Source organism: Bacillus sp. B.PNR1 (genome assembly GCF_030386235.1).
Classification (GTDB): Bacteria; Bacillota; Bacilli; order Bacillales; family Bacillaceae; genus Bacillus; species Bacillus stercoris.
The window spans coordinates 244,036-257,187 of sequence record NZ_JANYMN010000003.1 but is presented as its reverse complement, the minus strand read 5'-3'; the positions used below and the strand labels follow the sequence as shown (position 1 = coordinate 257,187).

Genomic DNA, 13,152 nt, shown 5'->3' with positions numbered 1-13,152 from the left:
GATCTTCAGGCCGGTTGTGTAAGGCTATTCAAGGTTCGCGTGGTGGGTGAACATGGTTTCAGAATCGAGCTCTTTTTTCTCCATGAGTTTTAAAATTACTGCATCGTAGAATAGCAGCAACGTTTGTTCAAATAATGATCCCATTGGCTGGATGGTTTTATAGCTTCCGTTTGACTGGTCTTTAGGAGAACCAGGCATTCTAATGATCAGGTCTGCTTGTTTTCCGATACTTGATTGCGGATTGATGGTTAAAGCTGCAACATTTCCGTGTAAGCTTTTCGCTTTTGCTGCGGTATGAATCAAGCTCTTTGTCTCGCCTGAGCCTGAGCCGATAATAACTAGATCTCCTTCGGCGAGCGGCGGAGTGAGAATTTCACCGACTATATGGGCGTTGAAGCCCATGTGCATCAATCTCATCGCGAAGGATTTTGCCATCAGGCCAGACCGCCCCGCACCCGCAGTAAAAATTTGATTAGACGAAAGAATGTGATCGGCAAGCTGGTCAGCTTCTTCATCAGAAATATAAGCTGCTGAACGGTGTAACTCATTGAGAATTTCCGTTACGTATTCAGTCGTTTTCATCTGATTTATCCTTGGGCAATCAGCTGTTTCATTTTTGAAGCTGTTTTGGCTTTGTCTGCCGCGCTTGTAATTCCGCCCCCTACAATGACAAGGTCAGGCTTTTGTTTGATTACTTCTGGCAGTGTATCAAGTTTGATGCCGCCCGCGATTGCGGTTTTTGCGTTTTTTACGGTATTTTTGATTGTCGTTAATTCTTCGAAAGAGTTTTTGCCCTCTGCTTGAAGATCATAACCAGTGTGGACGCAGATGTAGTCAACACCGAGTGCGTCGATTTCTTTCGCGCGGGATTCGATGTCTTTCACGTTAATCATGTCCACTAGGATTTTCTTCTTTTGTTTTTTGGCTTCTTCTACTGCGCCTTTAATCGTTGCATCGTCTGTAGCCCCTAAAACGGTGATGATGTCAGCGCCCGCTTCCGACGCTTTCATGATTTCGTAGCCCCCGGCATCCATGATTTTCAGGTCTGCGAGAACTTTCAATTGCGGAAATGTGTCTTTTATCTCTTTAACGGCTTTTAGGCCTTCATTAATGACGACCGGTGTTCCGATTTCAACCACGTCGATATATTGTTCCACTTCTTTGACAAGCTCAATGGCTTCGGGGATGTTGACGAGGTCTAATGCAAGCTGTAATTCCATTGTTGATCCACTCCCTTTTTCGAATTATTTTTCATTCTATAGGTTCCTTCTATTGATGAGAAGTAGGCACTTTGAAGTCAACAAGTTACTTGGAGGATACTGTGTGGAGCGGCAATCAGATTTCTTTCTCTTAGTATTATGAGTGAGTATAATGAAAAAAGAGTCTGCAAAAAAGTAAGTAAGTGACGATACGTATCTAACATATAAAAAGGTTACTGAGGGGGGATTTCTTTTGAGCCGGATGGACGGAAAAAGGTTTAATTGTGAGAAAGAATTAACGCTTGCAGTGATTGGCGGTAAGTGGAAAATGCTCATTTTGTGGCATTTAGGAAAAGAAGGCACAAAACGGTTCAATGAATTAAAAACATTGATTCCTGATATTACGCAGAAGATCCTCGCGAATCAGCTGAGAGAGCTTGAGCAGGATATGATTGTTCACAGGGAAGTGTATCCGGTTGTCCCGCCGAGGGTTGAATATTCTCTGACCTCGCAAGGAGAGAGCCTCATGCCTATTCTTGATGCCATGTATGAGTGGGGGAAAGGCTATATGGAATTGTTTGATATCGACAAAAATGTCATGAAAGAATTGTTGTAAGGCGCTCTTCGCAAGGGTGTCTTTTTTTTTGCCTGTTTTTCGGTTTTTGCGCGGTAAACATATATCATGTAAAGACTGTAAATCGCAGTCAACAATAAATAAGATTGAACGCAGCAATTTATTTTAAAAATTTTTATTTTTCTGTAAATAATGTTTAGTGGAAATAATTGCGGCATCCCGCAAAAATATCCCTGTAAATAAACTGGAATCTTTCGGCATCCCGCATGAAACTTTTCACCCATTTTTCGGTGATAAAAACATTTTTTTCATTTAAAGTGAACGGTAGCAAGATAAAAAATATTGAAAACAATGAATAAATAGCCAAAATTGTTTCCTATTAGGGTGGGGGGTCTTGCGGTCTTTATTCGCTTGTGTTAGACCCCGCAATGCTGACTGACGGCAGCCTGTTTTAATAGCGGTAGATTGGAAGCACTGCTTTTTAAGTGTAGTACTTTGGGCTATTTCGGTTGTTAGTTCATAAGAATTAAAAGCTGGTATGGATAAAAAAGAGAAAATGCGCTGCACATGTTCACTGCTTATGAAGACTAGGGGAGGTATGACAATATGGAAATAACTTTTTATCCTTTAACGGATGCACAAAAACGAATTTGGTATACAGAAAAATTTTATCCTCACACGAGTATTTCAAACCTTGCGGGGATTGGTAAGCTGGTTTCAACTGATGCGATTGATTATGTGCTTGTTGGGCAGGCGATTCAAGAGTTTATTCGCAGAAATGAGTCCATGCGCCTTCGGCTGCGGCTCGATGAAAACGGGGAGCCTGTTCAATATATTAGCGAGTATCGGCCTGTTGATATAAAACATACTGACACTACTGGAGATCCGAATGCGATAGAGTCTATTTCACAATGGAGCCGGGAGGAAACGAAAAAACCTTTGCCGCTGTACGATTGTGATTTGTTCCGTTTTTCCTTGTTCACTATAAAGGAAAATGAAGTGTGGTTTTATGCAAATGTTCATCACGTAATTTCTGATGGCATCTCCATGAATATTCTCGGGAATGCGATCATGCACATTTATTTAGAATTAGCCAACGGCTCAGAGAAAAAAGAAGGAATCTCGCATTCATTTATCGATCATGTTTTATCTGAACAGGACTATGCTCAATCGAAGCGGTTTGAAAAGGACAAGGCGTTTTGGAACAAGCAATTTGAATCGGTGCCTGAACTTGTTTCCCTGAAACGGAATGCTTCCGCAGGAGGGAGTTTGGATGCTGAGAGGTTCTCTAAAGATGTGCCTGAAGCACTTCATCAACAGATTCTATCGTTTTGTGAGGCAAACAAAGTCAGTGTTCTTTCGGTGTTTCAATCGTTGCTTGCCGCCTATTTGTACAGGGTCAGCGGCCAGAATGATGTTGTGACGGGAACCTTTATGGGCAACCGGACGAATGCGAAAGAGAAGCAAATGCTAGGCATGTTTGTTTCTACGGTTCCGCTTCGGACAAACATTGACGGCGGGCAAGCGTTTTTAGAATTTGTCAAAGATCGGATGAAGGATCTGATGAAGACACTTCGCCACCAAAAGTATCCGTATAATCTCCTGATCAACGATTTGCGTGAAACAAAGAGCTCTCTGACCAGGCTGTTTACAGTTTCTCTTGAATATCAAGTGATGCAGTGGCAGAAAGAAGAGGATCTTGCCTTTTTGACAGAGCCGATTTTCAGCGGCAGCGGATTAAATGATGTCTCGATTCATGTAAAGGATCGATGGGATACTGGGAAACTCACCATAGATTTTGATTACCGAACTGATTTATTTTCACGTGAAGAAATCAACATGATTTGTGAGCGCATGATGACCATGCTGGAGAACGCGTTAACGCATCCAGAACATACAATTGATGAATTAACACTGATTTCTGAAGGGGAGAAAGAGAAGCTGCTTGCGATGGCCGGCGGTAAATCTGTGAACTACCGTAAGGACATGACGATCCCAGAGCTGTTCCAAGAAAAGGCTGAGCTGCTTTCAGATCACCCAGCAGTTGTATTTGAAGATCGCACATTGTCCTATCGAGCGTTACATGAGCAATCTGCACGTATTGCCAATGTGCTGAAACAAAAAGGGGTTGGCCCGGACAGTCCTGTCGCCGTACTGATTGAACGCTCTGAACGGATGATTACATCTATCATGGGGATTTTAAATGCCGGCGGAGCCTATGTGCCGATTGATCCCGGTTTTCCTGCTGAGCGGATTCAATATATTTTGGAGGATTGCGGGGCGGACTTCATCCTGACTGAATCGCAGATTGAAGCTCCTGCGTCCGATGCTGAATTGATTGATTTTGATCAGGCGATTGCGGAAGGCTCAGACGACATGCCGGAGGCTGATGTAAACGCGCGGAATCTTGCTTACATTATTTACACATCGGGAACAACCGGACGTCCGAAAGGCGTTATGATCGAGCATCGCCAGGTTCATCACTTGGTTGAATCTCTGCAGCAGACGATTTATCAAAGCGGCTGCCAAACCCTGCGAATGGCATTGCTTGCGCCTTTCCACTTTGATGCGTCAGTGAAGCAGATTTTCGCGTCGCTTCTTTTGGGACAAACCCTATATATCGTACCGAAGAAAACAGTGACGAACGGGGCCGCCCTTGCTGCGTATTATCGGAGAAATAGCATTGAGGCGACGGATGGTACACCTGCCCATCTGCAAATGTTGATAGCGGCGGGCGATCTTGTCGGACTTAAGCTGAGGCATATGCTGATTGGCGGAGAAGGCCTATCCTCTGTCGTTGCGGATAAGCTGATGAAGCTGTTTAAAGAAACAGGCTCGGCGCCGCGTTTGACCAATGTGTACGGGCCGACTGAAACGTGTGTTGACGCCTCTGTTCATCCGGTTATCTCGGAGAGTCCCGTTCAATCAGCGTATGTGCCGATCGGGAAAGCGCTGGGTAATAACCGCTTATATATTTTGGATCAAAAAGGCCGGCTGCAGCCTGAAGGCGTGGCGGGCGAGCTTTATATCGCGGGAGACGGTGTAGGCCGAGGCTATTTGCATTTACCTGAATTGACGGATGAGAAGTTTTTACAAGATCCGTTCGTGGCGGGCGAGCGCATGTACCGAACCGGGGATGTGGTGCGCTGGCTTCCAGATGGAACAATCGAATATTTAGGCAGAGAGGATGACCAGGTCAAAGTCCGCGGATACCGAATTGAGCTTGGGGAAATTGAAGCTGTGATTCAGCAGGCGCCCGACGTTGCAAAAGCCGTTGTTTTGGCACGGCCTGACGAACAGGGAAATCTTGAGGTTTGCGCATATGTTGTGCAGAAGCCTGGAAGCGAATTTGCGCCAGCCGGCTTGAGGGAGCATGCGGCCAGACAGCTTCCTGACTATATGGTGCCGGCTTACTTTACAGACGTGACAGAAATTCCGCTTACGCCAAGCGGCAAAGTCGATCGCCGCAAGCTGTTTGCGCTAGAGGTGAAGGCTGTCAGCGGCACGGCCTATACAGCGCCGCGAAATGAGACTGAAAAAGCAATCGCAGCCATTTGGCAGGATGTGCTGAACGTTGAGAAGGCGGGGATCTTTGACAATTTCTTTGAAACGGGCGGACATTCATTGAAGGCCATGACCCTTTTAACGAAGATTCATAAGGAAACAGACGTCGAGATTCCGCTTCAATATTTGTTTGAGCATCCGACGATTGCGGCTCTTGCACAGGAAGCAGATCACAGAGAAAGCCGGGCATTTTCGGTGATTGAACCTGCTGAAAAACAGGAGCATTATCCGCTTTCTCTGGCACAGCAGCGAACATATATCGTCAGCCAGTTCGAGGATGCGGGAGTCGGCTACAACATGCCGGCGGCAGCAATTCTGGAAGGGCCTTTAGATATTCAAAAACTGGAGCGCGCATTTCAGGGGTTAATCCGACGCCACGAGTCTTTGAGAACGTCATTTGTTCTTGAAAACAGCACGCCGAGACAGAACATTCACGACAGCGTTGAATTCAACATTGAGATGATTGAAAGAGGCGGCCGCTCAGATGAGGCAATTATGGCATCATTCGTTCGGAAATTTGATTTGGCGAAAGCTCCGCTGTTCAGAATCGGTTTGCTGAAGCTTGAAGAGAACCGTCATATGCTGCTGTTTGACATGCACCATTTGATTTCTGACGGTGTATCCATTGGCATTATATTGGAGGAATTAGCACGCATTTATAAAGGCGAACAGCTTCCTGAGCTTCGTCTCCAGTATAAGGACTACGCCGTATGGCAAAGCAGGCGGGCTGCTGAAGGGTACAAGAAGGACCGGGCTTATTGGAAGGAAGTCTTTGCAGGCGAGCTCCCGGTGCTTCAGCTTCTGTCCGATTACCCGAGACCGCCTGTTCAAAACTTTGAAGGGGATCGGGTGTCAATCAAGCTGGATGCGGGGGTAAAGGATCGCCTGAATCGTTTGGCTGAACAAAACGGCGCCACTTTGTATATGGTGATGCTTTCCGCTTACTACACACTTTTGTCAAAGTATACGGGACAGGATGACATCATTGTCGGGACGCCGTCAGCCGGCAGAAACCACTCCGATACAGAGGGCATTGTCGGGATGTTCGTCAATACGCTTGCGATTCGCAGTGAGGTCAAGCAGGATGAGACGTTTACTCAATTGATCTCGCGTGTCCGCAAACGGGTGCTGGATGCCTTTTCTCATCAGGACTATCCGTTTGAGTGGCTTGTTGAAGAGTTGAACATCCCGCGTGATGTAAGCAGGCATCCGCTGTTTGACACGATGTTCAGCCTTCAAAACGCGACAGAGGGCATTCCGGCTGTCGGCGATCTGTCCTTGTCTGTTCATGAGACCAATTTCAAGATAGCCAAATTTGATTTGACAGTGCAGGCGAGAGAAACCGATGAAGGCATTGAGCTTGATTTGGATTACAGCACGAAGCTCTTTAAACAAAGCACGGCAAACAGGCTGCTTACGCATTTTGCGCGTTTGCTTGAAGATGCTGCGGCTGAGCCGGAACAGCGGATTTCCGAGTTTAAGCTTCTTTCTGAAGGGGAGGCAGCTTCGCAGATTCAGCAGTTTAACCCGGGCAGAACACCTTATCCGAAAGACAAAACAATTGTTCAGCTGTTTGAAGAGCAAGCGGCGAAAACGCCAGACCATCCGGCGCTTCAATATGAAGGTGAAACACTCACTTATCGTGAGCTGAATGAACGGGCCAATCGTTTAGCCCGCGGCATTCTTTCTCTTGGAGCTGGCGAAGGCAGAACTGCGGCTGTCTTATGTGAGCGGTCCATGGAGATGATTGTGTCGATCTTGGCAGTATTAAAATCAGGTTCGGCTTATGTTCCGATCGATCCCGAACACCCGATTCAGCGAATCCAGCATTTCTTCCGTGACAGCGGCGCAAAGGTGCTTCTCACACAGAGAAAATTAAAGGCTTTAGCAGAAGATGCGGAATTTAGCGGCGTTATCGTGCTCGCAGATGAGGAAGAAAGCTATCATGCCGAAGCGCGAAATCTCGCACTGCCTCTTGATTCTGCGGCAATGGCCAACCTGACGTATACTTCCGGAACGACAGGAACGCCAAAGGGGAATATTGTGACACATGCCAATATTCTCCGTACGGTGAAGAAAACGAATTATCTCAGCATTACAGAACAGGATACGATTCTCGGACTTTCTAATTACGTGTTTGACGCGTTTATGTTCGATATGTTCGGCTCTTTGTTAAACGGAGCCAAGCTGGTGCTGATACCGAAGGAAACCGTCTTGGATATGGCTCGCCTGTCTCGCGTCATTGAACGGGAGAACATCAGCATTCTCATGATTACAACCGCTTTGTTCCACTTGCTTGTGGACTTGAATCCAGCGTGCTTGTCAACGCTGCGCAAGATTATGTTTGGCGGGGAACGGGCTTCCGTTGAGCATGTCAGAAAAGCTTTGCAAACGGTTGGAAAGGGCAAGCTCCTTCACATGTATGGGCCGTCTGAAAGCACGGTTTTCGCGACGTATCATCCGGTTGATGAGTTAGAGGAGCACACGCTGTCTGTTCCGATTGGAAAACCGGTCAGCAATACGGAAGTATATATTCTTGACCGTACGGGACACGTGCAGCCGGTGGGGATTGCCGGAGAGCTTTGCGTCAGCGGCGAAGGACTCGTGAAAGGCTATTACAACCGTCCAGAGCTGACTGAGGAAAAATTTGTTCCCCATCCGTTTGCATCCGGTGAACGCATGTATAAAACGGGAGACCTTGCGAGATGGCTGCCGAATGGCGACATCGAATTTATCGGGCGCATCGACCATCAGGTAAAGATTCGCGGACAGCGCATCGAGCTTGGAGAAATCGAACATCAGCTGCAAACCCATGATCGTGTTCAGGAGAGTGTTGTGCTTGCTGTTGAACAAGGAGCAGGAGATCAACTGCTTTGCGCTTACTATGTCGGAGAGGGAGACATCTCATCACAGGAGCTGAGAGAGCATGCTGCGAAGGACTTGCCGGCATATATGGTTCCTGCGGTGTTTATCCAAATGGACGAGCTGCCGCTGACTGGGAACGGAAAAATTGATCGGAGAGCGCTGCCGATTCCTGATGCCAACGTTTCAAGAGGTGTTTCATATGCTGCGCCACGCAATGAAACGGAACAAAAAGTCGCAGACATTTGGGCGCAGGTGCTTCAGGCTGAACGAATCGGCGTCTATGACCACTTCTTTGACATTGGCGGACACTCATTAGCAGGCATGAAGATGCTTGCCTTGGTTCATCAGGAACTGGGCGTTGGGCTGTCACTCAAAAATCTCTTCCAGTCACCGACGGTTGAGGGCTTGGCACAAGTGATTGCTTCTGCTGAAAAAGGGACAGCCGCAAGCATCAGCCCGGCAGAGAAACAAGATACGTATCCTGTTTCTTCACCGCAAAAACGGATGTACGTGCTCCAGCAGCTTGAAGGAGCGCAAACGAGCTATAACATGCCGGCGGTTCTGCGCCTGACAGGTGAGCTTGATGTTGAAAGGCTTAACAGCGTCATGCAGCAGTTAATGCAGCGTCATGAAGCCTTGAGAACCACGTTTGAAATAAAAGATGGAGAAACGGTGCAGCGGATCTGGAAAGAGGCTGAGTGTGAGATGGCCTATTTCGAAGCCCCGGAAGAAGAGACAGAGCGGATCGTTTCTGAGTTTATTAAGCCTTTCAAAATCGACCAACTTCCACTGTTCAGAATAGGGCTGATCAAGCATTCAGATACTGAGCATGTGCTGCTGTTCGATATGCATCACATTATTTCTGACGGTGCGTCTGTCGGTGTGCTGATTGAGGAGCTTTCAAAGCTGTATGACGGAGAAGACCTTGAGCCGCTCCGTATTCAATATAAGGATTATGCCGTGTGGCAGCAGCAGTTCATTCAGTCTGAGCTTTACAAGAAGCAAGAGGAACATTGGCTGAAGGAGCTGGATGGAGAGCTGCCGGTATTGACGCTTCCGACTGACTACAGCCGGCCTGCCGTTCAAACATTTGAGGGAGACCGCATTGCATTTTCATTAGAAGCAGGCAAAGCCGATGCTCTGCGCAGGCTTGCGAAAGAAACGGATTCCACGCTTTACATGGTGCTTCTGGCTTCATACAGTGCGTTTTTATCAAAATTGAGCGGACAAGACGATATCATCGTCGGTTCACCTGTGGCCGGACGATCTCAAGCGGACGTCAGCCGTGTCATCGGAATGTTCGTCAATACATTGGCGCTGCGCACGTATCCGAAGGGTGAAAAGACCTTTGCTGACTATCTTAATGAAGTGAAAGAAACGGCACTCAGCGCTTTTGATGCGCAGGATTACCCGCTTGAGGACTTGATCGGAAATGTTCAGGTTCAGCGTGACACAAGCAGAAATCCGTTATTCGATGCAGTTTTTTCAATGCAAAATGCGAATATAAAGGATTTAACAATGAAAGGGATTCAGCTTGAGCCGCATCCGTTTGAACGGAAAACAGCCAAGTTTGACCTCACACTGACAGCTGACGAAACCGACGGAGGGCTTACATTCGTACTCGAATACAATACAGCTCTGTTTAAGCAGGAAACGATTGAACGATGGAAGCAATACTGGATGCAGCTTTTAGATGCTGTTACCGGCAACCCGAACCAGCCGCTTTCCAGCCTGTCACTCGTCACTGAAACAGAAAAACAAGCGCTTCTCGAGGCGTGGAAGGGCAAAACGCTGCCTGTGCCGACAGACAAAACGGTTCATCAGCTATTCGAAGAGACTGTTCAGCGCCACAAAGACCGCCCTGCTGTCACATACAACGGCCGGTCCTGGACGTACGGCGAACTGAATGCGAAGGCAAACCGTCTCGCGCGGATTCTGATCGACTGCGGCATCAGCCCGGATGACCGCGTCGGCGTCCTCACGAAGCCGTCGCTTGAAATGTCCGCCGCTGTGCTCGGCGTCTTAAAGGCGGGAGCGGCGTTTGTGCCGATTGATCCTGACTACCCGGATCAGCGGATTGAGTATATTTTACAGGACAGCGGCGCGAAACTTCTCTTGAAGCAGGAAGGCATTTCAGTGCCGGACAGCTATACGGGAGATGTCATTCTTCTCGACGGAAGCCGCACGATTCTAAGCCTGCCGCTTGATGAAAACGACGAGGAAAATCCAGAAACCGCTGTAACAGCTGAGAACTTGGCGTACATGATTTACACATCTGGAACGACCGGACAGCCGAAGGGTGTCATGGTCGAGCACCATGCGCTTGTGAACCTGTGCTTCTGGCATCACGACGCGTTCAGTATGACAGCGGAGGACCGCAGTGCGAAGTACGCGGGCTTCGGATTCGACGCCTCCATTTGGGAGATGTTCCCGACCTGGACGATTGGCGCTGAGCTTCACGTCATTGATGAAGCGATCCGCCTCGATATTGTCCGCCTAAACGATTATTTCGAAACGAACGGTGTAACGATTACGTTCCTGCCGACACAGCTGGCGGAACAGTTCATGGAGCTTGAGAACACATCACTCCGTGTCCTCTTGACTGGAGGAGACAAGCTGAAGCGTGCCGTGAAAAAGCCGTACAAGCTCGTCAACAACTACGGGCCGACAGAAAACACGGTCGTTGCCACAAGCATGGAAATCCATCCGGAGGAAGGCTCGCTTTCCATCGGACAGGCAATCGCCAATACGAGAGTGTACATTCTTGGCGAGGGCAATCAGGTGCAGCCGGAAGGCGTAGCCGGAGAGCTTTGCGTGGCGGGACGCGGATTGGCGCGAGGCTATCTGAATCGAGAAGACGAAACCGCGAAGCGGTTTGTCGCTGATCCTTTTGTGCCGGGTGAACGCATGTACCGCACTGGTGATTTGGTGAAGTGGGTGAACGGCGGCATTGAATACATCGGCCGGATCGACCAGCAGGTCAAGGTCCGCGGCTACCGGATCGAGCTTTCAGAAATTGAAGTCCAGCTCGCGCAGCTTTCTGAGGTGCAGGATGCGGCGGTGACAGCTGTCAAGGATAAAGGCGGCAATACAGCGATCGCGGCGTATGTCACACCGGAATCAGCTGATATAGAAGCACTAAAGTCTTCGCTTAAAGAAACCCTGCCGGATTACATGATCCCGGCGTTCTGGGTGACGCTGAGCGAGCTTCCGGTTACGGCAAACGGCAAAGTCGACCGCAAAGCCTTGCCTGAGCCGGACATCGAAGCGGGAAGCGGAGAATACAAAGCGCCGACGACCGACATGGAAGAGCTGCTTGCCGGCATCTGGCAGGACGTGCTTGGAATGGCTGAAGTCGGTGTCACCGACAATTTCTTCTCGCTTGGCGGAGATTCTATCAAAGGAATTCAGATGGCGAGCCGCTTGAACCAGCACGGCTGGAAGCTGGAAATGAAAGATCTCTTCCAGCACCCGACGATCGAGGAGCTGATCCAATACGTAGAGCGTGCCGAAGGCAAACAGGCAGACCAAGGCCCGGTGGAGGGCGAGGTCATCCTGACGCCGATCCAGCGCTGGTTCTTTGAAAAGAACTTCACGAATCAGCACCACTGGAACCAATCGGTGATGCTTCACGCCAAGAAGGGCTTTGATCCTGAACGTGTGGAGAAAACATTGCAGGCGCTGATCGAGCATCATGACGCGCTCCGCATGGTTTACCGTGAGGGACAGGAAGATGTCGTTCAATACAACAGAGGACTAGAAGCCTCTTCCGCTCAATTGGAGGTCATCCAGATTGAGGGACAAGCGAAAGATCACGAAGACCTTATAGAGAGAGAAGCGGAGCGTTTGCAAAGCAGCATCGACTTGCAGGAAGGCGGATTGTTAAAAGCGGGATTGTTCCAAGCGGAAGACGGAGATCACTTGCTGCTTGCCATTCACCACTTAGTGGTTGACGGCGTGTCGTGGCGGATTTTACTGGAGGATTTCGCCGCGGTATATACACAGCTTGAGCAAGGCAATGAACCGGTTCTCCCGCAGAAAACACATTCATTTGCAGAGTATGCAGAGAGATTGCAAGACTTCGCGAACTCCAAAGCCTTTTTGAAAGAAAAAGAGTATTGGAGACAGCTTGAAGAACAAACTGTCGCAGCAAAGCTTCCGAAGGATCGCGAATCTGGTGATCAGCGAATGAAACATACAAAGACAATTGAATTCTCGCTGACTGCTGAAGAGACAGAACAGCTCACCACAAAGGTGCATGAGGCATATCACACAGAAATGAATGATATTTTGCTGACGGCATTCGGATTGGCGATGAGGGAGTGGACAGGCCAAGATCAAGTAAGTGTTCATTTAGAGGGGCATGGACGTGAAGAAATCATAGAAGACCTGACCATTTCCCGCACAGTCGGCTGGTTTACAAGTATGTACCCGATGGTGCTTGATATGAAGCATACGGATGACCTGGGCTACCAGCTGAAGCAAATGAAAGAAGATATCAGACATGTGCCGAATAAGGGAGTCGGATACGGCATTCTGCGCTATCTGACGGCACCGGAACATAAAGAAGATGTGGCGTTCTCGATTCAGCCGGATGTCAGCTTTAACTATTTAGGTCAGTTCGATGACATGTCGGATGCGGGTTTGTTCACGAGATCAGAGCTGCCATCAGGACAGTCATTAAGCCCTGAAACAGAAAAACCGAATGCGCTGGATGTTGTCGGATATATCGAAAACGGAAAACTGACGATGTCACTGGCCTATCATTCTCTTGAATTTCATGAAAAAACGATAAAGTCATTCAGCGATAGCTTTAAAGCGCATCTACTCAGAATCATTGAACATTGCCTATCTCAAGATGGTACGGAACTGACCCCGAGTGACCTTGGTGACGACGATTTGACGCTGGATGAGCTTGATAAATTAATGGAAATTTTCTAATAGAGGTGG

4 protein-coding genes are annotated in these 13,152 nt (G+C 48.3%); 2 read left to right on the top strand and 2 right to left on the bottom strand.

All coding sequences use genetic code 11. The features are described 5' to 3' along the window. Positions 1 to 24: 24 nt before the first annotated feature. Both hxlB and hxlA read right to left on the bottom strand, forming a co-directional pair. Entirely contained in the window at positions 25 to 582 is a 558-nt protein-coding gene (gene hxlB / locus NZD81_RS17985) for a 6-phospho-3-hexuloisomerase (RefSeq protein WP_014662738.1), read from the bottom strand. Positions 583 to 587: 5 nt separating this feature from the next. Beyond that, positions 588 to 1,220 (bottom strand): 3-hexulose-6-phosphate synthase, encoded by a 633-nt coding sequence (hxlA, locus tag NZD81_RS17980; protein ID WP_095431239.1) that lies wholly within the window; start codon positions 1,218 to 1,220, stop codon positions 588 to 590. Positions 1,221 to 1,452: 232 nt separating this feature from the next. Here hxlA and hxlR point away from each other — a divergent pair, with 232 nt between their 5' ends. Together hxlR and srfAA are read left to right on the top strand one after the other, a co-directional pair. Further along, positions 1,453 to 1,815 (top strand): transcriptional activator HxlR, encoded by a 363-nt coding sequence (hxlR, locus tag NZD81_RS17975; protein ID WP_134976103.1) that lies wholly within the window; start codon positions 1,453 to 1,455, stop codon positions 1,813 to 1,815. A 564-nt stretch (positions 1,816 to 2,379) separates the two neighbouring features. Continuing rightward, positions 2,380 to 13,143, top strand: a complete 10,764-nt coding sequence (gene srfAA, locus NZD81_RS17970; RefSeq protein WP_289861032.1) for a surfactin non-ribosomal peptide synthetase SrfAA — start codon at positions 2,380 to 2,382, stop codon at positions 13,141 to 13,143. The last annotated feature ends 9 nt before the right edge of the window (positions 13,144 to 13,152 follow it).

Bases quoted from the DNA above. Each gene is read 5' to 3' on its own strand.
- hxlB (WP_014662738.1), bottom strand. From the start codon at position 582: ATGAAAACGACTGAATACGTAACGGAAATTCTCAATGAGTTACACCGT.
- srfAA (WP_289861032.1), top strand. From the start codon at position 2,380: ATGGAAATAACTTTTTATCCTTTAACGGATGCACAAAAACGAATTTGG.
- hxlA (WP_095431239.1), bottom strand. From the start codon at position 1,220: ATGGAATTACAGCTTGCATTAGACCTCGTCAACATCCCCGAAGCCATT.